The organism is Polaromonas aquatica, assembly GCF_050626995.1.
GTDB classification, from domain to species: domain Bacteria; phylum Pseudomonadota; class Gammaproteobacteria; order Burkholderiales; family Burkholderiaceae_C; genus Polaromonas; species Polaromonas aquatica_A.
This window is the reverse complement of record NZ_CP192467.1, coordinates 4,352,013-4,375,862: the sequence shown is the minus strand read 5'-3', so window position 1 is coordinate 4,375,862 and position 23,850 is coordinate 4,352,013. Positions and strand designations below refer to the sequence as shown.

Sequence of the window (23,850 nt, the reverse complement as noted above, 5' to 3'; positions counted from 1 at the left end):
CTATGAATAACATAGCGCGACAGGTATGGGCCGGAGAGACCGCTTACGCCGAAACGCCCGGTGACGCATGCCGGAAAGGGTTGCGCCGTTCCAGGTCTTCCATATAGCTGTCGATACCCGCGCCTTCGCGCGCCAGGAAGCGCTCAACCGCGTCGGCAAACGATGGGTGCGCCAGCCAATGGGCACTGGTAGTCTTGACGGGCAGCAAGGCGCGGGCCATTTTGTGCTCGCCCTGCGCGCCGCCTTCAAAGCGCTGGTAGCCGTGTTCTATGCACCACTGCAGCGGCTGGTAGTAGCAGGCTTCGAAGTGCAGGCAGTCGACACGGGCAAGGGCGCCCCAGTAACGGCCATAGGCTGTCAATGCCTGGACCGCTGCATCTGGCTGGCCGACAGCGGATTCAGGTGGGGCGCTGACTGCGATCAGGCTGGCTGCAATGGGCTGGCGTTTGCCGCCTATCATGCCTTCGGCCACAAACAGCAGCCAGTTCTCCGGCATGGTGTCCTGCATGCGCTGAAAGAAATCGCGGCTCAGGTAGGGTGCGTTGCCGTGCTCGTAGTAGGTGCGCTCGTAGCAGCGGTAGAAAAAGTCCCAGTCGGCGTTGCGGATGTCTTTACCCAGCGACCAGCGGAAAGTAATCCCGGCTTCCGCGACCTTGCGGCGCTCCTGGCGGATTTTCTTGCGCTTTTCCTGGCTGAGCGACATCAGGAAATCGTCGAAGTCGCGGTAGCCACCGGGTGGGCCAGTCCAGTGGAATTGGACTGTGTGACGCAACATTAATCCCGCTTCTTCGCAGGCCACCACGTCTTCATCGGCGGTAAACAGCAGGTGCAAGGACGAAAGGTCTTCTTCGGTGCACCAGGCCACCAGGGCCTTGACCAGCAAGCCGCGTTCATCCGCCGTGCGGGCCAGCAGCCGGGCACCGGGGACGGGGGTGAAGGGTACGGCGACCAGTGCCTTGGGATAGTACTCAAGCCCATGCTGCTGGTAGGCATTGGCCCAGGCGTGGTCAAACACGTATTCGCCGTAGGAATGCTCCTTGAGGTAGAGCGGGCAGGCGCCTGCCAATACCTTGCCCTGCCAGAGGGTGACAAAACGCGGTGCCCAACCGGTTTCGGGCGTGGCGCTGCCGCTTTCATGCAGGGCTGCCAGATATTCATGGCGCATGAAGGGGTTCATGGACCCGGCCGGATTTTGAGCCGCCAGCAGGGCATTCCACTCGGACGCCTTCACCTCCAGCGGCGAATTCAGCACGCGAATGACATAATCGTTTGAGTTCTTTTTCACGTGTTTTCGGGTCCTACTTCAACATGCCACTCAAAATCTGCGTTGCCCAATTGAACTATTGCGTCGGCGATATGCCGGGTAATGCGCAGAAGATCATCGACGCAGCCCGCACGGCTTATGAGGGCGGTGCCCGGTTGTTGCTGACGCCTGAGCTCGCCATTTGCGGCTATGCGGCGGAGGACCTGTTCCTGCGCCCATCGTTCATCCAGGCCTGTGATGATGCCGTGAATCGGGTGGCCCGCGAACTGGCCGGGTTAAAAGGCCTGACAGTCGTGGTGGGCACGCCCACCCACGGCGATAACGGCAAGGGGCTGCGCACCAAAAGCGTGGAAGTGCAGCAGCGCCACAATGCCGCCCGGGTGCTGCGCGAAGGCCGCGTCATCGAAACCTACGCCAAGCGCGAGCTGCCCAATTACCAGGTGTTTGACGAGCGGCGCTATTTCACACCAGGGCAAGGCACCTGCGTGTTCCAGGCCGGGGAGGGTGATGACGCCGTCAGCGTCGGGTTGCTGGTCTGCGAAGACGCCTGGTTTGAAGAGCCGGCGCGCCTTGCCACGCAAGCCGGGGCCGAATTGCTGGTGGTGATCAACGCATCGCCTTTTCACGTCGGCAAAGGTGGCGAGCGCGAGCAGATGATGCAGGCACGCACATTGGCGACCGGCTTGCCCCTGATTTATGCCCACCTGGTGGGTGGTCAGGACGAGATCGTATTTGAAGGGCGCTCCTTTGCGCTTCAGGCGGACGGTGCGCTTGCCGGCCGGGCCGAAAGTTTCAAGGAAAATCTGTTCCTCGTCCAGGCAGAGCGGGCACCGGCAGCTATCAAATTAGTAGCGTCCGCGGCGCCGGAACGCAGCCCCGAGGCCGATCTGTGGGATGCGCTGGTGCTGGGTGTACGCGACTACCTGGGTAAAAACGGGTTTCCGGGAGCCATCCTGGGGTTGTCGGGCGGTATTGATTCGGCCCTGGTGCTGGCAGTGGCAGTGGATGCGCTGGGCGCCGACAAAGTGCGTGCCGTGATGATGCCTTCGCCCTATACCGCTGACATCTCCTGGATTGACGCGCGCGAAATGGCCGAACGCGTCAAGGTGCGCTACGACGAGATTTCCATCGTGCCGGAGTTCGAGGCTTTCAAGGCTTCGCTGGCTGGTGAGTTCAAGGGTTTGCCGGAAGACACCACCGAGGAAAACATCCAGGCGCGCATTCGCGGGGTGTTTTTGATGGCGCTGTCCAACAAGTTCGGCTCCATCGTGCTGACCACCGGCAACAAAAGTGAAATGGCGACGGGTTATTGCACCCTCTACGGTGACATGGCGGGTGGCTTTGCGGTCATCAAGGACCTGCTGAAGACCACGGTGTTTCGCCTGGCCCGCTGGCGCAACGAAAACGACCCGTATGGCACAGGCAGCCAGCCGATTCCCGAGCGCATCATCACGCGCCCGCCCAGCGCCGAATTACGGCCCGACCAGACCGACCAGGACAGCCTGCCGCCCTACGAGGTGCTGGACGCCATCCTGTCGCGCTATATGGAAAACGACGAAAGCGCCGAAGGCATCATCGCGGCCGGTTTTGACCGGGCTGTGGTCGAGCGCGTGGCCCGGCTGATCCGCATCAATGAGTACAAACGCCGCCAGGCGCCTGTGGGTATCAGGGTCACCCACAGGAGCTTTGGCAAGGATTGGCGCTATCCTATTACCAGTAAATTTCGACAGTAGCGACAATAGAAAAGCACGGGATGCCCCTTCCCAAACCAGCAGGGGCCGCGGAACCGGCTTTGCCGGGCCGCAGGCGCAGCGCCCCCTCGGGGGGCAGCGAACCACACGCAGTGGGGAGCGTGGGGGCCTTATTTTTTTAACGGAGATATTCAGTGAAACAAATTACCGCCATCCTCAAGCCCTTCAAACTTGAAGAAGTCCGTGAGGCCCTTGCGGAATGCGGGGTCACCGGTCTGACCGTCACTGAAGTCAAGGGCTTTGGCCGCCAGAAGGGCCATACCGAGCTATACCGCGGCGCGGAGTACGTGGTCGACTTCCTGCCCAAGGTCAAGGTCGAAGTCGTCGTGAAAACAGAGGATGTCGAGCGCTGCGTAGACGCCATCATCCGTGCCGCACGCACCGGCAAGATTGGCGACGGCAAGATTTTCATTACCAGTGTTGAGCGTGTGGTGCGCATCCGTACGGGTGAAGAGGACGAAGCGGCCGTTTAGGGATATAGCCCCCACGCTTTTCACTTCGTGTAATGCGCTGCCCCCCGAGGGGGCGCTGCGCCTGCGGTCTGGCAAAGCCAGTCCCGCGGCCCCTGCTGGTTTAGGAAGGGTCCCGGCAGCCGTGTCGATTAGATTTGGTCGAGGCGGGTGGCGGCAGGCGTCATGCCCGCCGCCTGGATCAAGGCTTCCAGAAGCGGCTCTGCTTCGCTGCCGGTGCGGATCAGGCTCATCAGCCACTCATTCATGAAGCCAGCCTTTACCGAAGACGCCAGGAATGCCAGCAGCGCGTCGTAGTAGCCGTTCATGTTGAGCAGGCCGACCGGTTTGTCGTGATAACCCAGTTGACGCCAGGTCCAGACTTCAAAAAGCTCTTCCAGTGTGCCGATGCCGCCGGGAAGGGCCACAAAAGCGTCGGCATGCTCAGCCATCATGCGTTTACGCTCGTGCATGTTCTCCACGATGTGCAGCTCGGTACAGCCGGTGTGCGCCCATTCCTTTTCCACCAGCGCCTTGGGGATTACGCCCACGACCCGCGCGCCCGCAGCCAATGCCGCGTCGGCCAGGATGCCCATGAGGCCGTTGCGGCCACCGCCATAGACCAACTGCCCATTGTGAGTGCCTATCCAGGTGCCGACGAGTGCGGCAATGGCTGCGAATTCGGGGTGGTTGCCGGGCCGCGAGCCGCAATAAACGCAGAGGGAGAAAGCGGGTTTCAGGAGTTCAGTCACTTCAATACCAGGGTTAGCTATGCGGCAAGCCGTTGAAATAGCGCCATGGCCCAGGTGCCAGCGCAGAGCAGCAGGCTGAGCAGGACGGCGGCGCTGCCCATATCTTTGGCTCGCTTGGAAAGGTCGTGCCACTCGGGGCCTATGCGGTCTATGGCGGTTTCAATGCCGGTGTTGAGCAGTTCCACGATCATGATGAGGATGACGGTGCCGGCCAGGAGCACCGTTTCGACCCAGCTGCGCCCCAGCCAGAAGGCGGCGGGTATCAGCACGATGGACGCGATGGCTTCCTGGCGAAATGCAGTTTCATGCCAGCCGGCGCGCAGGCCGGCAATGGAGTAGCCCGTGGCATGCCAGACGCGATTCAGGCCCCTGCGGTGCTTTTGGGGGTTGACCTGCTCGTCCGTTGGTGAGGGGGAAGGGCGGCTGGCAGAGGCTGATACAGACGCGGAAAGCGGGACTTGTTCGGACATGGGGCGATTGTCGCGCAGCTTTATGGCAGGTTGATGTTAGGGCTGATTTGGCGCCGCGATGCTGCCTTTGCCGGCTTTGCGTTTATCCATCCTGCCCGGCTTTTCAGGTGCGATCCAGGTGATCAGCCGTGTGCCTGCCCAGGCGTCATGCCAGAACTGCTTTTGCGGATGAAAGCGGGCCAGGATCGCCCAGATCGCCACCCAGCCCAGCGCCAGCACGGCGCCTTCGCGGCCCGGCAGTGCCAGCACCCAGCTGACGGCCAGAGGCGGCAAAAACCATAGCCAGCTCAACGCATAACGAAGCAGGGCGCGTTTTTGGGTGATGGGCGCACCGTGCACATCCACCACCCGGATGTTCCAGGTTTTCATGGCCAAGGTTTGGCCCTTGGCCCAGAACCAGACAAAGTAAATGCCAAAAATGACGAAAACGAAAGCCTGCAAGGCATGGCGGTTGTCCAGCGCATTGCGGGTCTGGCTGAGCGTACTGAAAAGGTAGCCGGCGAGGAAAACCACACCGAACATCAGCATGCCTTCGTACATCCAGCATGCCATGCGTCTGGGAATGGACGGTGTTTTCAGGGTGTCTATGGCTGTCAAGGTGTCGCTATGAAGTTGCTGGCAACAGGCCCGCAGCAAACGGGCCAATAAATCCGGCCATGGGGCACCCAGCGGCGCCCTAGCGTTGCGGCGTAGTGCCCGGACCGCTGCTTGCGGGGAAGGCGGCAGGCGTGGCCGCTGCCGGTTGTGAAGGGTGGATTTTAGGCGAAGGTTTGCCGGATGCCTTGACTGGGTGCGGTGGGACTGGTGCCAGCTTTTGCGGCGCGACCGGCTTCACGGCTGTAGCCGCTCCCGAGGGTTTCGGTGTGGCTTTGGCTGCCAGCTTCTGTTTTTCTTCGGGGCTCAGGGCCTGGTAACTTTGCCAGGTGGCTTTTTTCTGTTCCGGCGTCAGCTGTTTTGACAGCTCTTTGGTTTTGGCAAAGTTCAGCCGGGCCTGCGCGCGCTGCTGGGGAGTCAGGGTCACCCATTCATTCATGCGGCTATGCATGGTGGCCTGCTCCTCGGCAGAAAGCGAAGGGTAGTTTTTGGAGATTTCGAGCCATTTGCGCTTTTGCGCTTCGCTCACGGTATCCCAACTTGACGCCAGCGGCTTGAGCGTTTGCTGTTGCATCGGGGTGAGTTCAGCCCAGGTCGGCCTGGAAATCACGGGTTTCGCAGGGGCGGCTGGCGCTTTGACGGCTGCGCTGGCAGGGGCGAGAGGTTTGGGTGCCTGGGCAAGGCCCAGGACGGGCCAGGCCAGCAGGGAGGCCATCACAAGTCCGAACGACAGCCATTGCAGCCTCAGCTGCGTTGATGGGCTGTTGGTAGATGGTTTATGTTGAAGGGCTGCTGCAGACGGGATCATTGGGCCGTGGGAGCTTGACGTGCTGCTTTGAGGAACTGGACAAAACCGGGGTCGGCGAAGGCCTCTGGCGGAAGTTCGTCTGTCAGCAGCGCCACGTCAACTTCGGCCAGTTCCTGGGCTCGGTTGTCGTTTTGAATTGAATTGATCGCCAGCAAGCCAACCACCAGGACAATAAGCGGAATCACTGAGCCAATACGTCCCCACCAACCCAAACCGTCATCCGGTCCTTGGGTCAGCGCTGCGCTACCGCCGACATTCACAACGCCGCCAGCGGTTTGAGTTTTGGCTACGTTACGTTTTGAAACAGCCTGAAAACGTGCTGCGCGCAGGCGTTCGGAGACGTCATAAGGCAAATCTGCTGCACCCGCAGATAAATAGGACGCGGTTTTGAGGCCAAAACGGTCCTGCAGGATGTCAGCTCTTTTTTGTAGTGAGTTAGTCATAGTTTCATACCTTTGGCGCTCAGGGCTTTACTGAGAGCGTGAACTGCTCGGGAGCAATGTGTTTTGACACTACCCTCCGAACAGCCCATGGCGGCTGCTGTTTCAGCGACGTCCATTTCCTCCCAGTAACGCATCAGAAAGGCTTCCCGTTGACGGCCCGGCAATTCCTTCACCTGCAGCTCTATCTCGTGCAATATTTGCGCCCGTTCCGTGGCATCCTGGGCGCTCTCCGTACCTTCTGAGTTGGTCAGGGTCTCTAAAGTTTCCAGAAGATCGAAATCTCCGTCTTCCCCAGGCGATTCGAAGTCGCTCATGTTGGAAAAAAGCGCGTTGCGGGTCTTGCGGCGGCGGAACCAGTCAAGTGTGGTGTTGGACAGGATGCGCTGGAACAGCATGGGCAACTCGGCCACCGGCTTGTCGCCATAGTGCTGCGCCAGCTTCATCATGCTGTCCTGAACAATGTCGAGGGCAGCTTCTTCATCCCGCACGTGGTAAATGCTGCGTTTGAAAGCCCGTTTTTCAACGCTTTTCAGGAAATCCGAGAGTTCTTGTTCAGTTGCCAACGGTGTGGGGTTCCGGTTCGTCCAACGCTGCACAGGGTTGTCTGCGGGTCCGCAGGGCCGATGCCGATAAGGCATGCATCGAGGATACAGCTGGAAAATTATCGCATCCTGGCTACTGGGGGCTGTGATTTTTCAGTACATGCGGCCATTGCGCAACGCGAAATGCCATAATACGACCTGCAATTCAAAAGGCAAACGGGTCATGACTCGGCGGTTTATGTTTCCGCTCATGGTTTTGGCCTCAAGTCTCGACGCCGCTTCACAAGAGTGGGCGAAGAGGCACCCAAGGTATTTCGTTAGAGAAATTCACAAAGGTTCATCATGGAAATCTCCAAGGCGGAAATCGCTTCCGCAGCAGCAGCGTCTGCGCACACAAACCCCCAGGAACTCCGCGGCGCGGAAATCCTCATGAAGTCCCTTCATGCCGAAGGCGTCAAATACATGTGGGGTTATCCAGGCGGCGCCGTCCTGCATATTTACGACGCCGTCTATAAACAGGACTCGATCCAGCACATTCTGGTGCGCCATGAGCAGGCGGCGGTGCACGCAGCTGACGGCTATGCCCGCGCTACTGGCGAAGTCGGCGTGGCGCTGGTCACGTCCGGTCCTGGTGTGACCAATGCAGTGACGGGCATCGCCACAGCTTACATGGACAGCATCCCGATGGTCATCATCACGGGGCAGGTGCCCACGCATGCCATCGGCCTGGACGCGTTCCAGGAATGCGACACCGTCGGGATTACCAGGCCCATCGTGAAGCACAACTTCCTCGTCAAGGATGCGCGGCACATGGCCGAAACCCTGAAAAAGGCGTTTCATATAGCCCGCAGCGGCCGGCCCGGCCCTGTGGTCGTCGACATCCCCAAAGACGTGTCCTTCAACAAAGTGCCTTATCACGGCTATCCGCAAACCGTTGAGATGCGCTCGTACAACCCGGTTCGCAAAGGCCATGGCGGGCAGATCCGCAAGGCCCTGCAGCTGCTCCTGTCGGCAAAGCGCCCGTATATTTATACCGGCGGTGGTGTGCTGCTCAGCAATGCCTCGCAGGAGCTGCGCACTCTAGTCGACATGCTGGGCTACCCTTGCACCAACACGTTGATGGGCCTGGGCGCCTACCCGGCCAGTGACAAAAAATTTCTCGGCATGCTGGGCATGCACGGCACCATGGAAGCCAACAACGCGATGCAGCATTGCGACGTATTGCTGGCTGTGGGTGCCCGCTTTGACGACCGCGTGATCGGCAATCCCAAGCATTTTGCGCAAAACGAACGCAAGATCATCCATATCGACATCGACCCTTCCAGCATTTCGAAGCGTGTGAAGGTTGACATTCCCATTGTGGGCGATGTGAAGGACGTGCTGACCGAACTGATCAGCATGATCAAGGAATCCGGCCTCAAGCCCGACACCAACGCCCTTGGCGGTTGGTGGGACACGATCGAAGGCTGGCGCAAGCGCGACTGCATGAAGTACAGCATGGGCAAGGGCGACGTCATCAAGCCACAGCACGTGGTTGAAACGCTCTGGAAACTGACCAAGGATGCCGACACCTACATCACGTCGGACGTGGGTCAGCACCAGATGTGGGCGGCTCAATACTACAAGTTTGACGAGCCGCGCCGCTGGATCAATTCGGGCGGCCTGGGCACCATGGGCGTCGGCATTCCCTATGCCATGGGCATCAAGCTGGCCAAGCCGGACGCGGAGGTGTTCTGCATCACGGGTGAAGGTTCGGTGCAGATGTGCATCCAGGAGCTGTCGACCTGCCTGCAGTACAACACCCCGATCAAGATCGTCTCACTGAACAACCGTTACCTGGGCATGGTCCGGCAATGGCAGGAAATTGACTATGAAGGTCGGTACAGCAGCAGCTACATGGACGCATTGCCCAATTTCGTGAAGCTGGCCGAAGCCTATGGACATGTCGGCATGCTGATCGAAAAACCGCAGGACGTGGAGCCGGCACTGCGGGAGGCTCGCAAGCTCAAGGACCGCACGGTGTTCATGGACTTCCGTACGGACCCGACCGAAAATGTGTTCCCGATGGTGCAGGCCGGCAAGGGCATTACCGAAATGCTGCTGGGGTCGGAAGACCTTTAAGACCACGCCACCACACCCATTCAATCACCGTCACCTGACGAATCTATTGTCTGCCGAGCCTGTGCATTACCGTGCGCAGGGGAGGGCAGCGAAAAGAGGAATCTTCTTATGAAACACATCATTGCAGTTTTGCTGGAAAACGAGCCGGGCGCTCTTTCCCGCGTGGTCGGCCTGTTTTCGGCGCGCGGCTACAACATCGAAAGCCTGACCGTCGCCCCGACGGAAGACCCGAGCCTGTCGCGCATGACAATTCAAACCACCGGCTCTGACGACGTCATCGAACAAATCACCAAGCACCTGAACCGCCTGATCGAAGTAGTCAAGGTAGTGGACCTGACCGAAGGCTCCTACACCGAGCGCGAGCTCATGATGGTCAAGGTGCGCGCGGTCGGCAAGGAGCGCGAAGAGATGAAGCGCATGGCTGATATATTCCGCGGGCGAATCATCGACGTGACGGAGAAAAGCTACACCATCGAGCTGACCGGTGACCAGTCGAAGAATGATGCCTTCCTGGAGGCCATAGACCGCAGCGCAATTCTGGAAACGGTGCGAACCGGCTCCAGCGGCATCGGCCGCGGTGAGCGGATTTTGCGGGTTTGATTTAAGTTGTCCGTGCGCGCGTTTCGACAGGCTCAACGCGAACGGATTTTGAGTGGCGATATGCGGTTACCGTTCGCCCTGAGCCTGTCGAAGGGCATTTTCGCCAATACCTATTCTGGAGAGAAAAATGAAAGTTTTTTACGACAAAGATTGTGATTTGAGCCTGATCAAGGGCAAGACGGTCGCCATCATCGGCTACGGCAGCCAGGGCCACGCCCATGCGCAAAACCTGAACGACAGCGGCGTGAAAGTGGTTGTCGGCCTGCGCAAGGGTGGGGCTTCCTGGCCCAAGGTCGAAAAGGCCGGCCTGAAGGTCGCTGAAGTCGCCGAGGCGGTCAAAGCTGCCGACGTGGTCATGATTTTGCTGCCTGACGAACAGATCGGTGCTGTCTACAAGAACGACGTGGCTCCCCACATCAAGCAGGGCGCGTCCCTGGTGTTCGCCCACGGTTTCAACGTGCACTACGGCGCCGTGATTCCCCGCGCAGACCTCGACGTCTGGATGGTAGCTCCCAAGGCTCCAGGCCACACGGTGCGCAACACCTATGCCCAGGGCGGCGGCGTGCCTCATCTGGTTGCCGTGCACCAGGACAAGTCGGGCAAGGCCCGCGACTTGGCCCTGAGCTATGCTATGGCCAATGGCGGCGGCAAGGCCGGCATCATTGAAACCAATTTCCGTGAAGAGACCGAAACCGACCTGTTCGGCGAACAGGCCGTTCTGTGCGGCGGCACCGTCGAGCTGATCAAGGCTGGCTTCGAAACGCTGGTGGAAGCCGGCTATGCGCCTGAGATGGCGTACTTCGAATGCTTGCACGAGCTCAAGCTGATCGTCGACCTGATCTATGAAGGCGGCATCGCCAACATGAACTACTCGATTTCGAACAATGCAGAGTACGGCGAATATGTGACGGGCCCTAATATCGTGACTTCGGCCACGAAGGACGCCATGCGCAAGTGCCTGAAAGACATCCAGACGGGCGAGTATGCCAAGAGCTTCCTGCTCGAAAATCAGGCCGGTGCACCAACCCTGCTGAGCCGCCGCCGCCTGAATTCCGAGCACCAAATCGAAATCGTGGGCGAAAAGCTGCGCGCCATGATGCCCTGGATTGCTAAAAACAAGCTGGTTGACCAGAGCCGCAACTGATCGCAGCCCTTCAGGGCTTTGTCCTGCAAAAAGCCGCGCAAAGGTCCTGCGCGGCTTTTTTCTGCCCGAGGCAAGCTGAGAGTGCTCAAGTACTGAAGTTTTTGTAGCGCTGACCTTGGTATCCTTGGTGCCTGGTCGACGGCTTGTTCCTTGAGGGAAATCCGGCTTCTGAAGAGCATCCACTGGGTGCTATGAATTTGATAGCTGTTTGCGCGCACCAGTTGTGCCTCAGGAGTATTTTTATGCATGATGGTGAGAATTCAACGCAGTCCACCGAAGCGGTGGTGATACGCAAGCGCCGCAAGGGCATTTACATATTGCCCAACCTGTTTACGCTGGCGGCCCTGTTTGGCGGCTTCTATGCCATCGTCATGGCCATGAACGGGCGCTTCGACCAGGCCGCTATCGGTGTGTTTTGCGCCATGGTGCTTGACAGCTTGGACGGGCGTGTCGCCCGCATGACCAATACGCAAAGCGCTTTCGGTGAGCAGATGGACTCGCTGTCGGACATGGTGTCTTTCGGCGCCGCGCCAGCCCTGATCGCTTACGTCTGGGCCCTGACCAGCCTGGGGCGCTGGGGCTGGATAGGCGCTTTTGTGTACTGCGCGTGCGCCGCGCTACGCCTGGCTCGTTTCAACGTGAACACGGCAGTGGTGGACAAGCGCTTTTTCCAGGGTCTGCCGTCGCCTGCGGCTGCCGCCCTGGTAGCCGGCTTTATCTGGCTGATGACCGACGCTGGCATCAGTGGGATGGAAGTGCGCTGGGTCACCTTCGGCCTCACGCTCTATGCGGGCCTCACCATGGTTACCAACGTGCCGTTCTATAGCTTCAAGGACGTGCAGATGAAGCGCAGCGTGCCTTTCGCGGCCATCGTGCTGATCGCGCTCGGGATTGCCGTCATCAACATCCATCCGCCGACCGTCATGTTCGGCCTGTTCGTTCTCTATGGCTTTTCGGGCTACGTGCTGTATGGCTGGCGCAAGGCCAAAGGCCAGCAGACAAGCGTGATCTCGACCTCTACCGATGAGCCGGACGAGCGCGGCCTCCACAAATAATTGTGGTACATTGAGCGGATGAAACGAATTTCGCTAGCACTACTGCTATCTGCCAACGGGCGGAGACGGTAGCGCACGCGTACACCTGATTCAACGGCCCGTTTGCACCAGCAACGGGCCGTTTTTGTTTTTGGGTTGCTGGTTTTTTGTAATCTTTGGGGTTGACCAAATGACCATGTTGAAAACACCTTCCAGCAAATATTCATCTTTCGCGCCAGTCCGGCTGACCGATCGGACATGGCCCGACACCGTGCTGACACAAGCGCCCATCTGGTGCAGCGTGGACCTGCGGGACGGCAACCAGGCGCTGATCGAGCCCATGGATATTCCCCGCAAGCTGAGGATGTTCCATATCCTGGTGAAGATTGGCTTCAAGGAAATCGAAGTCGGCTTTCCATCCGCTTCCCAGGTTGAGTTCGATTTTCTCCGCCAGCTGATTGATGGCGACCTGATCCCCGACGATGTGACCATCCAGGTGCTGACGCAGGCGCGCGAACCGCTGATCCGCCGCACCTTCGAATCGCTCAAGGGTGCCAAAAAAGCCATCGTTCACCTCTACAACGCCACCGCCCCGGTCATGCGCCGCGTGGTGCTGGGCATGAATGAGGACGAGATTGTTCAACTTGCGACCGACAACGCGCGGCTCTTCCAGGAACTGGCCGCGGCGCAGCCTGAAACGCAATGGACGTTCCAGTACTCACCCGAGATGTGGTCGGGCACCGAGTTGGCGTTCTCCAAGCGCGTGGTCGATGCCGTGACCGAAGTCTGGCAGCCGACGCCCGAGCGCAAATGCATCATCAACTTGCCCTCCACGGTAGAGCACTCCACCCCGAATATTTTTGCCGACATGATGGAGTGGATGCACCGCAACCTGGCCCGGCGCGACGCGATTGTGATTTCAGTCCATCCGCACAACGACCGCGGCACGGGCACCGCGGCCGGCGAGTTGGCCTTGATGGCTGGCGCCGACCGGATCGAGGGCTGCCTCTTTGGCAACGGTGAGCGCACCGGCAATGTGGACCTCGTGAACATCGCGCTTAATCTCTATACGCAAGGCGTGTCGCCGGGATTGGATTTCTCTGAAATCGACGAGATCCGCCGTACGGTGGAGCACTGCAATCAGTTGCCCGTGCATCCCCGCCATCCCTATGCGGGCGACCTGGTCTACACCTCGTTCTCGGGTTCGCACCAAGACGCTATCAAGAAAGCCTTTGCCGCGCGCAAAGAAGGCGATGTATGGGACATGCCTTACCTGCCGATTGACCCCAAGGACCTTGGCCGCAGCTACGAGGCCGTGATCCGCGTCAACAGCCAGTCGGGCAAGGGCGGCATCGCCTACCTGCTCGAAAGCGAGTTTGGTCTGGAGCTTCCGCGCCGGCTGCAGATCGAGTTCAGCCAGGTGGTGCAATCGGTGATGGATGCGACCGGCAAGGAATTGACCGGCAAAGACATCTTTGCGTTGTTTGAAAAGGAATACGGCGTGCAGACCATTGCCGCACCGCAACGCCTGGTGATTGAAGAGACCGGCAAAAGCGGCGGTGAGTCCTTCCACATCAAGGCCGAAGTTCAGCTCGGTGGACGCAGCCACCCGGTGGAAGGCACGGGAACGGGCCCTATCGACGCATTTGTGGCGGGCTTGGCCGATGCCACGGGCTTCAGCATTCGTGTGCTGGACTACCACGAGCACGCCATCGGTGCCGGGGCCAGCGCGCAGGCTGTGGCTTACCTGGAGCTGCGCATCAACGAGCAGACGCTGTTCGGCGTTGGCGTGGACGGCAACATCATCTCCGCATCGTTCAAGGCCATTGTCTCGGGTCTGCAGCGCAGTAAGGTTCGCCAGCCAGCGGGCGTTGCTACCATTAGCGGTTAAACCGGTTCAAGACCCTCAAAATACGAAGCGCCGCCGTGCGCCAGGAGCCCCACCATGACAGACAAACTCATTATTTTCGACACTACTCTGCGCGACGGCGAGCAGTCGCCCGGTGCCTCTATGACGCGGGACGAAAAGCTTCGAATCGCCCGTCAGCTGGAGCGCCTGAAGGTCGACGTGATCGAGGCTGGGTTTGCCGCCAGCTCCAATGGTGATTTCGAATGCGTGAAGGCCATTTCGGAGGTCATCAAGGACTCCACCGTCTGTTCGCTGGCCCGCGCCAATGACAGAGATATTTCCCGCGCTGCCGAGGCCTTGAAGCCCGCCGCCTCGGGACGCCTGCACCTCTTCCTGGCGACTAGCCCCCTGCACATGGAGAAGAAGCTGCGCATGACGCCTGACCAGGTGTTCGAGCAGGCCAAGCTCTCAGTGCGCTTTGCCAAAAATCTAATGGGAGACATCGAATTCAGCCCCGAAGACGGTTATCGCTCCGATCCCGACTTCCTGTGCCGTGTGCTGGAGGCTGTGATCAAGGAAGGCGCGACTACCATCAATGTGCCCGACACCGTGGGCTACGCCATCCCCGAGCTTTACGGCAACTTCATCAAGAACCTGCGCGAACGCATCCCCAACAGCGACAAGGCAGTCTGGTCGGTTCACTGCCATAACGACTTGGGCATGGCGGTGGCCAACTCGCTGGCCGGCGTGAAAATCGGCGGCGCGCGGCAGGTGGAGTGCACCATCAACGGCCTGGGCGAGCGCGCCGGCAATTGCTCGCTTGAAGAAGTGGTGATGGCCGTGAAGACGCGTAAGGATTACTTCGGCCTCGACCTGAGCATCGACACGCAGCACATTCTGGCGGCCAGCCGCATGGTGAGCCAGACCACCGGGTTTGTGGTGCAGCCGAACAAGGCCGTGGTCGGCGCCAATGCATTTGCGCATGCCTCCGGCATCCACCAGGACGGCGTGCTCAAGGCGCGTGACACTTATGAAATCATGCGTGCCGAAGATGTGGGTTGGAGCGCCAACAAGATCGTGCTGGGTAAGCTGAGCGGGCGCAACGCCTTCAAGCAGCGTCTGCTGGAACTCGGAGTCTCAATGGAAAGCGAGGCGGAGATCAACAACGCCTTCGCCAAGTTCAAGGAACTCGCGGACCGCAAGAGCGAAATCTTTGACGAAGACATCCTGGCGTTGGCCAGCGATGAAAGCGCTTCCCATGACAACGAGCAATACGGCTTTGTGTCCCTGTCGCAGCACAGCGAGACCGGCGAGCGTCCCCAGGCCAGCGTCGTGTTCACGGTGGCCGGTAAGGAAGTCAAAGGCGAATCAGATGGCAATGGGCCTGTTGATGCCTCCCTCAAAGCCATCGAGTCACACGTCAAAAGCGGTGCCGAGATGGTGCTTTACTCGGTGAACGCCATCAGCGGATCAACGGAAAGCCAGGGAGAGGTCACGGTTCGCCTGCAGAACAGCGGGCGGGTTGTCAACGGCGTGGGTGCAGACCCCGATATCGTGGTGGCGTCGGCAAAAGCTTATTTAAGCGCCTTGAACAAGCTCCAAAGTAAAGCTGATCGGGTGGCAGCGCAGGGGTGATGTAACAAGTTAGAAAATAAAACCCTTTAAATTCAACAACTTAGAATAGGATTTGGGTGCGAATGGAGCTTTAAGCGTTAAAAACGTCACAAAGTGAGTGTGTTTTTAGGAAAGTCGCGCAAGTTTTTGATATTGCGTGACTTTTTCTATTTGTATACACTCCAGCCATCCCACTCATTGCAACCCCACGCAGGCAATACCACCATGTCTCATCTGATTTTCAATCGTGTATTAAAAATCGTTGGATTCATGGCTCTGGCAGCCATCTTTGCGGTGCCAGCCGCCAATGCAGCCAGTAGCAAAAGCAAGAACAGCATTGTCAAAAAGCAGCACGCCTCCAAGGCGTCGGCTCCCAAAAAAGTTATCTCCACGCGCAAGAGCGTACGTTTTGTAGCAAGTACCAAACACCGCCGAAGCATCATTCGCGCCTCTGTGCCGGCCAGGCCTTCATTTGGCCAGATTGCAGGCCTGCATAGCGCCCAAGATGCGCTGGAACTCAAATCAAGCGTAGCGCTGGTGATTGACCAGGATACGCGGGAAGTGTTGTTCAGCAAGAATGACCACGCGGTGCTGCCTATCGCGTCCCTCACCAAACTGATGACCGGGGTCATCATCAGCGGCGCCAAGCTGCCCATGGATGAACTGATCACCGTGACGCAGGATGATGTGGACACCGAAAAAGGCAGCAGCTCGCGCCTCAAGGTCGGCACCTCGCTGACCCGCGGCGAACTCCTGCACCTCGCCCTGATGTCCAGCGAAAACCGTGCGGCGCACGCCCTGGGCCGCACCTATCCCGGTGGCATGGCTACCTTCGTGAGCCTGATGAACGCCAAGGCCAAGATGCTGGGCATGACCGACACCAGCTATGTGGAGCCCACGGGCCTTTCCAGCCGCAATCAGTCGAGCGCGCAGGACCTGGCGACGCTGGTCAATGCAGCCCACGGCGACCCCATGCTGCGGGAGCTGTCGACCTCCACCGGTTACCAGGTGGCTATTGGCAGCCGTACTCTGCAGTACAACAACACCAACCGCCTCGTGAAGAATCCCGAGTGGGACATCGGCCTGCAGAAAACCGGCTATATCTCCGAGGCCGGCCAGTGCCTGGTCATGCAGACCAAAATCGCGGGCCGCAAGCTGATCATGGTGTTCCTGGATTCCGCCGGTAAACTGAGCCGCCTGGGCGACGCCGAGCGCGTGCGCCGTTGGGTGGAGTCAAATCCGGTGGTTGAGCCCAAGATGAATGTCAGCACCTCTGTCAAGCAGGTTAACGGCTGACAGTTGCAGGGACTCGGTTTGCTATCATATTTATAGCTAATTGCGCCCGGCTTTATTCGGCTAAAGGCTCTTTTTACTTGGGTTTATAGCCCAGCGCGGTTGAGATTTCGTTGGCCGTCGCCTGCAGCTTGGGCAACCAGTGTTCGTCCAGCCGGTCAGCGGGTGCTGAGATGGACAAGCCCGCCACCAGCTTGTTTTGATCGTCGTAAATGCCTGCAGCCATGCAGCGCACTCCCAATTCCAGTTCTTCGTTGTCGCGTGCGATGCCGTACTGGCGTGCCTTGGAAAGTTCACGCTCCAGAACCGGCAATTGCGTGATGCTGTTGCGCGTTTGCCCTGACAGGCCCGTGCGCGTCGCGTAGGTACGCAGGCGCTGGGGATCGTCAAAAGCCAGAAACAGCTTTCCCACGGAGGTCAAATGCAGCGGTGCCCGGCCTCCTATGGCGCGCACCACCTGCATGCCCGAGCGTTCGCTATAGGCGCGTTCCACATACACAATCTCATCACCCTGGCGCATACTCAGATTGACTGGCTGCTGCGTGAGCTTGTGCAATTCGCGCATCGGTAGCAGCGCTGCATCGCGGACGTCCAGACGTGCCTTGACGAGGTTACCCAACTCCAGCAGGCGCATGCCCAGCCGGTAGGTGCCGGCGGCGGGGCGGTCAACAAAGCGGCCCGTGGCCAGGTCATTCAGAATGCGGTGAGCGGTAGAAGGATGAAGACCTGATTTTTCACTGATTTCCTTGAGGGAAAGCGCCTCTTCCCGGTTCGCCAGGATTTCGAGCAGCGTGAACATCCTTTCAAGGACCTGTACGGTCGGTGTAGCGGGAAGGGCTGAATCGGGCTTTTTCATGTGCAGGCTTTCTGCTACAAATTTTACCCTGTGAAATCCTGAAGCATCTGGCGAGTTTCTAGGCAACGAGCCCCAAGCATTAAGCCTGTTCGGGACGTTTGCCAGCAGTCGACTCGGGCGTCCCGGAAAGTATCCATTGCCCATCTATCAGTACTTCGTTGGGCTTGAATCCTGCCTTGTAATTCATCTTCGGGCTCTCGGCGATCCAGTAGCCCAGATAGACATATGGCAAGCCCAGGCGCCGGGCTTGCTCTATCTGCCATAGCACGCTGTAGTTGCCGTAGCTCGCACGCGCGTCCGGTTCGTAAAAGGTGTAGACCGCAGAAATACCGTCTTCGAGCACGTCCAGGATGGACACCATCTTGAGTGCACCTGCTTCACCATTGGGCAGGCTTTCGCGGAACTCTACCAAGCGTGAATTGACTCTGCTTTGCAGAAGGAATTGTGTGTACTGGTCGACACTGTCGTGGTCCATGCCTCCCCCTGCATGGCGACCGTTCTGGTAGCGCAGGTAGAGCTGGTAGTGCTCGGGCATGAAGCAGAGTTTGAGAATGCGGGCTTGCAATGCCTGGTGCCGGCTCCAGGCGCGGCGCTGGCTGGTATTCGGGCTGAAGCCGTCAACGGGTACCCGAAGCGGCACGCAGGCCTGGCACCCATCGCAATAGGGACGGTAAGTAAACATGCCACTACGCCGGAAACCATTGGTCACCAGGTCCGAATAGGCGTCGTTGTGAATGAGGTGACTGGGTGTGGCAACCTGCGAGCGGGCCTGCTTGCCCGGCAGGTAGCTGCAGGGATAGGGCGCCGTTGCATAGAACTGCAAGGTTTGCAGGGGCAGGTCTTTGAGGTGCGTCACGGTAGGTCTGTCATTCCCGTCGTTAGAAGCTGATTCCAGTATACGGGTTTGAACTGCCAGAGTGGGGCGGTTTTGCCCACGTTCCCGGCAAGATGGGAGACAAATTCCGCACGGCTGATTTCGCCCGCTCCGAGGGACGCCAGGTGCCGGGTGTTTTGCTGGCAATCAATCATCGCAATATGGTGCGCACGGCAAAAAGCCACCAGTGCCGCCAGGGCGATTTTGGAGGCATCGGTCTGGTACGCAAACATCGACTCACCAAATACCATAAGACCCAGGTTGACACAATACAGGCCGCCTGCAAGCTCGCCGTCGATCCAAGCCTCGACGCTGTGCGCATGGCCCGCCTTGTGAAGGTCGGTATAAGCCTGCACCATGTCAGGGACGATCCATGTACCCGGTTGTCCTGCTCGCGGCTTGCTGGCGCAGGCGTGGATAACGCGTTCAAAGGCGCTGTCGAACCGGATTTCGCAGCGAGGTTGCTTTCGAAAATGGGCCAGGGTTTTGCGCAGCGAACGGTGCAGTTTGAAATACCGCGTCTGCAGGACCATGCGTGGATCGGGACTCCACCATAGTGGGGGCTGGCCCAGGCTATACCAGGGAAAAATCCCCCGAGAGTACGCTTGGATTAAGGTTGTGACATCCAGCGCGGCGCCGGCCGCCAACAGGCCGGGTGCCGGGTCATGTGAGCCCCAGGCGTCATCCAGCGGTGGAAAGTTGTCGCCAGTGGCAAGCCAGGGCACGGGGCGCGGGAGTTTTCCCATGGCTTAAAAGTGCACCGGCAAGAAGCGGTTAAAACAATGGGCCATGAAGGGCATGCACACATGGTAGCCGAGCAAATTGTGAAGGCGTGGCTGAGAAACGGCGGCGATCATATGATTGTTGACGTGCTATGTATTTGATAGCGACCTGCGCACATTGAACAAGGGTTGGAGGTTAATAAATCATTGTGCTTGTAATCCATGCGAAGGTTGCCCTGCACCATTCGCCAGGAAGAAGGCGGTTAACGGAATACCGGCGCTTAAAAAGTCAGAAAATTGACGCTATAATCTAAGGCTGTATTCCTCAATAGCTCAGTTGGTAGAGCGCCGGACTGTTAATCCGTAGGTCCCTGGTTCGAGCCCAGGTTGAGGAGCCAAGAACAAGGCCGAACAGGCCCCCGAAGAAGCCCGCCGTCCATCAGACCGCGGGCTTTTTTTGATTGAGACGCATTCGGAATGCCATTCGTCACGGTGCTGCGTTCCGCGATAATCGATCTGGTAATCCCCTCTGCCGTACCAGTGCCAGCCTTCGCCGCACTTGCGTCTTTACGAGCACAACCTGTGGTGTATACCGTCGCCGTGAGGCCCGGGTACTGTGCAATGAACTTGGTGACCACAAAAAACGAACGGCTGCATTTCATGACTGAAACCGCTTTCGACCACGAATATCCTCGCGTGCTGAGCATTGCAGGCTCCGACAGCGGCGGAGGGGCTGGCATACAAGCTGACCTCAAAACGTTTGCGGCGCTGGGCTGTTATGGCATGACAGCCATCACCGCACTCACCGCCCAAAATACCTGCGGCGTCCGGTCCATCCACGGTGTACCGCCGCAGATGCTGCGCGATCAGATCGACGCCGTGATCGAAGACATAGGCGCTGATGCGGTGAAGATCGGCATGTTGCACGCTCCCGACATCGTGCAGGCCGTGGCGGAGGCAATTGACCGGCATGCGCTGACGAAAGTGGTACTGGATCCGGTCATGGTCGCTACCAGCGGCGCGGTATTGATCGATAACCCCGCCATTGCTGTTCTGGTGCGCGACCTCTTTCCACGCGCTATGGTGGTCACTCCCAACCTGGACGAGGCTTCTCTGCTGGTGGGAAGACCGCTGGCGACTGAGCAGGACATGCAGGTCGCCGCACAAGAACTGCTGGCAAAAGGTGCGCGCACCGTGCTGCTCAAGGGCGGGCATTTGCCCGGCGATGTGGTGAGCGATCTGCTGGCCATGCAAAACGGCGAGTTGCACTGGATGCGCGGGCCGCGCATCCCGAGTCCAAATACCCACGGAACCGGTTGCACATTGTCATCTGCGATCGCTGCACACCTGGCGTTGGGGCAGTCCCTGCTGGAAGCCGTTCAGTCCGCACACGCCTACGTCCGCGCGGCCATGGAGGCTGGCGCCCGGGTGCGCACGGGCGCCGGCAGTGGGCCACTGAACCACGGCCACGCGCCTGTCACGATGCGGCTCAAGCCGCTGCGCTAATCCTTGAACCTGCGGCGCGGGTGAGGCGTGCCAATGCAAACGTCAGTACCAGCGTCGGGAGGGCTGCGCCCCACTCAGGCGAAAATTTTGCGCACAGGTGATAACACGCAATACCCAATACCCAGATCGCGACGGCGCTGGCATTCACCTTGCGCTGTGTTACCAGCGAAGCGATATCGGGTGCGCCGGCCAGCCGCGCCAGGATCACGCCATACAAAGGCACGAACACCGAACTGAGCATCAGCAAAAAGGGCTCCAGGCTGTGCATGGGCAGCACCAGCGCCAGCGCGGTGCACAGCAGGGCCAGCACCACTCCCCAGCGCCGCACGCTCCAGCCCGGCTTCAGGCTATGGCCGGCCACCGAGCCCGAATAGAGATCGCCATAAGCGTTGTCGACCTCATCGATCAGGATCAGCCCGAGCGCGATCAGGCCGCCTTGCGCCAACAGCAGCGCCGCGACAAGGTCGGTGCTGGGTGCCGTGATGGCCACCAGCACGCCCAGCGCATAGCACCAGATATTGGCGATGGCATAACCCAGCCAAGTACCGCGCAGGGCGCTGTTGCCATCTCGTCCGTGGCGTGCAAAATCCGCCACCAGCGGCAACCATGACACCGGCATCGCGATCACCAGGTCGAGTGCGGACAGCGTGCTCATGCCGCCTTCACCAGGCCGCATCCACAGCGCGTTCAGGCCCTGGGCATTGGCCTTGGACAGAAACTGCCAGCTCAGCCACAGCAGGGAGGCGATAACCAGTGGCAGACCATAATGACCTATGAATTTGCGTACCAGCTTGACCATGGAACCCGACAGCAGCGCCAGCAGTACGGCCCCCCACAGCAGCGTGGCCAGAAGCGGCCAGAGAGCACCTGTAAAGTTGCCGGACTGGCGGGCGATAGCCACTGTCCCGTCACGCATCACCACCAGTTCGAAGGTGGTCCAGCCGATCAGCTGCACGATGTTAAGCAGTACCGGCAGGCGCGCAAAACTGCTGCCGTAGGTGGCATGCATCAACCCGGCGCTCGACAGCCCACTGTCGCAGCCGATCTTGGCCGTCCAGGCCAACAAGCCGGCGCCAAGCACGGAGCCACAGACGATGACCAGCAACGCGGTTTGGGTGCCCACCGCCGGTACCAGGTAAGCGCCGATCTGCATGACCAGCAGGCCGACTCCAAGGCTGAGCCAGAGTGCGGCATGATCAATCCAGCCGAACAGGCGGTCATTGGATGGCAATGGCGAGAGTGCGGTGTTGCCAGTGGCAGCAGACGTAAAAGGCGTGGACATCAGCAGTTCCGATCATCAATGCCAGGTTGGCTTGCCTGAGGCCCGCAAGAACAGCGGACCGCCGGAACATGCTTCCCTGCGCGAGGATTACCTCAAATCAGGTTCAAAGGGGCTTTCTCAGCCGCCGCTGTCCGCCATGGCGAACCGCTGCAACACCCCTAGCGAAAGCGCCGAGCGGGCACTGCGTAAATTGTAGAGTGGATCGGTTCCTGAGTCTGGTGTGAGCGGCGGAGCGATAAATAGATACTTTGTTGATGAGCGATGAGGAAGCAAAAAGCCCGCACAGGGCGGGCTTTTCAGGCGGCTGCGGGGAGCCAGGCGCTCAGTCGTCAAACACCGGGGATTCGACGCCCAGAACCTTGTGCAGTTTCGGGCTGGTCGTGGTGTATTGCAGATGGATCTTCTTGTCCGGGAAAATGAAGGGCGCGGCACCAAAAGCCGCCAGCGCGCACTCGTGAAAGCCACTCAAAATCAGCTTCTTCTTGCCGGGATAGGTATTGATATCTCCCACTGCGAAGATACCCGGAACGTTGGTGGAAAACTTCTCGGTGTCCACCTTGAGCTGCTTGCGCTCGATGTCCAGGCCCCAGTTGGCGATGGGGCCGAGCTTGGGCGAGAGGCCAAAGAACACCAGCAGCACGTCCAGCGGCACCACGCGCGTGACGCCATCGGAGCCGGTGACCTTGGCACCTGTCAGCCGGCCTTCTTTTTCCTCGTAGCCCGTGATCTGGCCCACGATGAACTGCATCTCGTACGCATCGCAGAGCTCGCGCATCTTGGCCACACTGGCGGGCGCCGCCTGGAAGCCGTCGCGGCGATGGATCAGGATCACGCTCTCGGCCTTGTTCGGACCGTCGGCGACGAAGTTCAGCGTCCAGTCCAGTGCGGAATCGCCGCCGCCGACGATCACCAGGTTCTTCCCGGCAAAATCTGCCGGGCTTTTCACGCGGTAGAACAGCTGGGTATCGTCAAACTGGTCGAGGCCATCAACGCGCAGCAGCTTGGGCTGGAAAGCGCCGACGCCTGCGGCGATGAAAATCGTTTTGGTGAGGAAGCGCGTGCCTTTGGAAGTCTCGACAAAAAAGCGGCCGTCCTGCCGCTTTTCGACCACGCTGACTTCCTGGCTGAAATGAAATGTCGCGCCGAAAGGTTCGATTTGCTTGAGCAGGTTATCGGTGAGTTCCTTGCCGGTGCAAACGGGCACGGCGGGAATGTCGTAAATCGGCTTGTCGGGATAAAGCTCTATGCACTGGCCACCAGGATAAGCCAGCGAGTCAATCACGTGGGCCTTGATCTCCAGCAGGCCCAGCTCGAACACCTGGAACAGTCCCACCGGCCCGGCGCCCACGATGACCGCATCGGTTTCAATGGGGCCATCATGCTGCGCGGCGGTGTTGATCACTTCTTGGTTCAGTTGGGGTTCCATGGTTCCTGGGGCATTCCTGGGTGAGCGGCTCTCGGACGCTTGTTCAGGCGCCTGCGTGTCTGACCGGATGAACGAATCAGCGGATCAGTTCGGACAGCTTGCCTGTCTTGTCTTTCCATTCTTCGGCATCCGGCAGGGCATCCTTGCGTTTGGTGATGCTTTTCCAGCCTTCGGCGCGGCTCAGTTCGACATTGAGTTTGATGAATGCAATCTGATCTGCCGGAACGTCTTCCTCGGCATAGATGGCATTGACCGGGCACTCAGGGATGCAGACGGCGCAATCGATGCATTCGTCCGGATCGATCACCAGCATATTGGGGCCTTCGCGGAAGCAGTCCACGGGGCAGACATCCACACAGTCGGTGTATTTGCAGCGGATGCACGATTCGGAGACGATGTGGGTCATGTTTTTTAAGGCTAATCGGTGGAAACCCTTGATTTTAAGAGGTTTCCTGT

24 protein-coding genes and 1 tRNA gene are annotated in these 23,850 nt (G+C 59.3%); 12 read left to right on the top strand and 13 right to left on the bottom strand.

All coding sequences use genetic code 11. From position 1 onward, the window contains the following. Positions 1-43: 43 nt before the first annotated feature. Complete coding sequence (locus ACQ4MS_RS20880) at positions 44-1,285, bottom strand: GNAT family N-acetyltransferase (protein WP_431096655.1); 1,242 nt, start codon at positions 1,283-1,285, stop codon at positions 44-46. A 23-nt stretch (positions 1,286-1,308) separates the two neighbouring features. Between ACQ4MS_RS20880 and ACQ4MS_RS20875 the strand changes: the two genes are divergently transcribed. After that, positions 1,309-2,997 carry an NAD+ synthase gene (locus tag ACQ4MS_RS20875; RefSeq protein WP_431096654.1) on the top strand — a complete coding sequence of 563 codons (1,689 nt, stop codon included), beginning with the start codon at positions 1,309-1,311 and terminating at the stop codon, positions 2,995-2,997. Between the two features lie 152 nt (positions 2,998-3,149). Next, entirely contained in the window at positions 3,150-3,488 is a 339-nt protein-coding gene (locus ACQ4MS_RS20870; protein WP_431096653.1) for a P-II family nitrogen regulator, read from the top strand. 128 nt (positions 3,489-3,616) lie between these two features. Here ACQ4MS_RS20870 and ACQ4MS_RS20865 read toward each other — a convergent pair whose 3' ends face one another. From ACQ4MS_RS20865 to ACQ4MS_RS20840, 6 genes are all read right to left on the bottom strand, one after another. Further along, positions 3,617-4,216, bottom strand: a complete 600-nt coding sequence (locus ACQ4MS_RS20865) for a TIGR00730 family Rossman fold protein (protein ID WP_431096651.1) — start codon at positions 4,214-4,216, stop codon at positions 3,617-3,619. A gap of 17 nt (positions 4,217-4,233) precedes the next feature. After that, positions 4,234-4,686: a diacylglycerol kinase gene (locus tag ACQ4MS_RS20860; RefSeq protein WP_431096650.1), complete on the bottom strand. Its 453-nt coding sequence runs from the start codon at positions 4,684-4,686 to the stop codon at positions 4,234-4,236. A 36-nt stretch (positions 4,687-4,722) separates the two neighbouring features. Beyond that, the gene (locus ACQ4MS_RS20855; RefSeq protein WP_431096648.1) at positions 4,723-5,283 is read right to left on the bottom strand and encodes an RDD family protein; all 561 of its coding nucleotides are present in this window, start codon (positions 5,281-5,283) and stop codon (positions 4,723-4,725) included. Positions 5,284-5,362: 79 nt separating this feature from the next. Beyond that, positions 5,363-5,995 (bottom strand): DUF3106 domain-containing protein, encoded by a 633-nt coding sequence (locus ACQ4MS_RS20850; protein ID WP_431096647.1) that lies wholly within the window; start codon positions 5,993-5,995, stop codon positions 5,363-5,365. Positions 5,996-6,084: 89 nt separating this feature from the next. Further along, the gene (locus ACQ4MS_RS20845; protein ID WP_431096646.1) at positions 6,085-6,531 is read right to left on the bottom strand and encodes a DUF3619 family protein; all 447 of its coding nucleotides are present in this window, start codon (positions 6,529-6,531) and stop codon (positions 6,085-6,087) included. After that, entirely contained in the window at positions 6,528-7,094 is a 567-nt protein-coding gene (locus tag ACQ4MS_RS20840; RefSeq protein WP_431096644.1) for an RNA polymerase sigma factor, read from the bottom strand. Before ACQ4MS_RS20840 ends, ACQ4MS_RS20845 begins: the two co-directional genes overlap by 4 nt. A 321-nt stretch (positions 7,095-7,415) precedes the next feature. Here ACQ4MS_RS20840 and ACQ4MS_RS20835 point away from each other — a divergent pair, with 321 nt between their 5' ends. The 7 genes from ACQ4MS_RS20835 to pbpG all read left to right on the top strand — a co-directional run bounded on the left by ACQ4MS_RS20835 (position 7,416) and on the right by pbpG (position 16,731). Then, positions 7,416-9,194 carry an acetolactate synthase 3 catalytic subunit gene (locus ACQ4MS_RS20835; RefSeq protein ID WP_431096643.1) on the top strand — a complete coding sequence of 593 codons (1,779 nt, stop codon included), beginning with the start codon at positions 7,416-7,418 and terminating at the stop codon, positions 9,192-9,194. 108 nt (positions 9,195-9,302) lie between these two features. Then, entirely contained in the window at positions 9,303-9,794 is a 492-nt protein-coding gene (gene ilvN / locus ACQ4MS_RS20830) for an acetolactate synthase small subunit (RefSeq protein WP_011483239.1), read from the top strand. Between the two features lie 127 nt (positions 9,795-9,921). Then, positions 9,922-10,938 carry a ketol-acid reductoisomerase gene (gene ilvC / locus ACQ4MS_RS20825; protein ID WP_431096642.1) on the top strand — a complete coding sequence of 339 codons (1,017 nt, stop codon included), beginning with the start codon at positions 9,922-9,924 and terminating at the stop codon, positions 10,936-10,938. A 242-nt stretch (positions 10,939-11,180) separates the two neighbouring features. Then, on the top strand, positions 11,181-11,993 hold the full coding sequence (gene pssA / locus ACQ4MS_RS20820; protein ID WP_431096641.1) for a CDP-diacylglycerol--serine O-phosphatidyltransferase: 813 nt from the start codon (positions 11,181-11,183) through the stop codon (positions 11,991-11,993). A 175-nt stretch (positions 11,994-12,168) separates the two neighbouring features. Further along, positions 12,169-13,863 carry a 2-isopropylmalate synthase gene (gene leuA / locus ACQ4MS_RS20815; protein ID WP_431099638.1) on the top strand — a complete coding sequence of 565 codons (1,695 nt, stop codon included), beginning with the start codon at positions 12,169-12,171 and terminating at the stop codon, positions 13,861-13,863. Positions 13,864-13,917: 54 nt separating this feature from the next. Next, entirely contained in the window at positions 13,918-15,456 is a 1,539-nt protein-coding gene (locus tag ACQ4MS_RS20810) for a 2-isopropylmalate synthase (RefSeq protein ID WP_431096640.1), read from the top strand. A gap of 204 nt (positions 15,457-15,660) precedes the next feature. Next, on the top strand, positions 15,661-16,731 hold the full coding sequence (pbpG, locus tag ACQ4MS_RS20805; RefSeq protein ID WP_431096639.1) for a D-alanyl-D-alanine endopeptidase: 1,071 nt from the start codon (positions 15,661-15,663) through the stop codon (positions 16,729-16,731). A 73-nt stretch (positions 16,732-16,804) separates the two neighbouring features. Here pbpG and ACQ4MS_RS20800 read toward each other — a convergent pair whose 3' ends face one another. The 3 genes from ACQ4MS_RS20800 to aat all read right to left on the bottom strand — a co-directional run bounded on the left by ACQ4MS_RS20800 (position 16,805) and on the right by aat (position 19,204). Continuing rightward, positions 16,805-17,584, bottom strand: a complete 780-nt coding sequence (locus ACQ4MS_RS20800) for an IclR family transcriptional regulator (RefSeq protein WP_431096638.1) — start codon at positions 17,582-17,584, stop codon at positions 16,805-16,807. Between the two features lie 79 nt (positions 17,585-17,663). After that, the gene (locus tag ACQ4MS_RS20795; RefSeq protein ID WP_431096637.1) at positions 17,664-18,440 is read right to left on the bottom strand and encodes an arginyltransferase; all 777 of its coding nucleotides are present in this window, start codon (positions 18,438-18,440) and stop codon (positions 17,664-17,666) included. Beyond that, positions 18,437-19,204 carry a leucyl/phenylalanyl-tRNA--protein transferase gene (gene aat, locus ACQ4MS_RS20790; RefSeq protein WP_431096636.1) on the bottom strand — a complete coding sequence of 256 codons (768 nt, stop codon included), beginning with the start codon at positions 19,202-19,204 and terminating at the stop codon, positions 18,437-18,439. Before aat ends, ACQ4MS_RS20795 begins: the two co-directional genes overlap by 4 nt. A 298-nt stretch (positions 19,205-19,502) precedes the next feature. Here aat and ACQ4MS_RS20785 point away from each other — a divergent pair. Together ACQ4MS_RS20785 and thiD are read left to right on the top strand one after the other, a co-directional pair. Beyond that, positions 19,503-19,578 (top strand) — tRNA-Asn (locus ACQ4MS_RS20785). Between the two features lie 262 nt (positions 19,579-19,840). Next, positions 19,841-20,686 (top strand): bifunctional hydroxymethylpyrimidine kinase/phosphomethylpyrimidine kinase, encoded by an 846-nt coding sequence (thiD, locus tag ACQ4MS_RS20780; protein WP_431096635.1) that lies wholly within the window; start codon positions 19,841-19,843, stop codon positions 20,684-20,686. On the opposite strand, the gene ACQ4MS_RS20775 is transcribed toward thiD, so the two are convergent. After that, on the bottom strand, positions 20,670-21,968 hold the full coding sequence (locus tag ACQ4MS_RS20775; RefSeq protein WP_431096634.1) for a purine-cytosine permease family protein: 1,299 nt from the start codon (positions 21,966-21,968) through the stop codon (positions 20,670-20,672). The two genes, thiD and ACQ4MS_RS20775, sit on opposite strands and share 17 nt — an antisense overlap. On the opposite strand from ACQ4MS_RS20775, the gene ACQ4MS_RS20770 reads away from it, so the two are divergent. Next, the gene (locus tag ACQ4MS_RS20770; protein WP_431096633.1) at positions 21,961-22,164 is read left to right on the top strand and encodes a hypothetical protein; all 204 of its coding nucleotides are present in this window, start codon (positions 21,961-21,963) and stop codon (positions 22,162-22,164) included. The genes ACQ4MS_RS20775 and ACQ4MS_RS20770 overlap by 8 nt on opposite strands. 126 nt (positions 22,165-22,290) lie before the next feature. Here ACQ4MS_RS20770 and ACQ4MS_RS20765 read toward each other — a convergent pair whose 3' ends face one another. Both ACQ4MS_RS20765 and fdxA read right to left on the bottom strand, forming a co-directional pair. Beyond that, positions 22,291-23,394, bottom strand: coding sequence for an NAD(P)/FAD-dependent oxidoreductase (locus ACQ4MS_RS20765; protein WP_431096632.1), 1,104 nt, complete (start codon positions 23,392-23,394; stop codon positions 22,291-22,293). A 76-nt stretch (positions 23,395-23,470) separates the two neighbouring features. Beyond that, on the bottom strand, positions 23,471-23,800 hold the full coding sequence (gene fdxA, locus ACQ4MS_RS20760) for a ferredoxin FdxA (RefSeq protein ID WP_007869720.1): 330 nt from the start codon (positions 23,798-23,800) through the stop codon (positions 23,471-23,473). Positions 23,801-23,850: the final 50 nt, after the last annotated feature.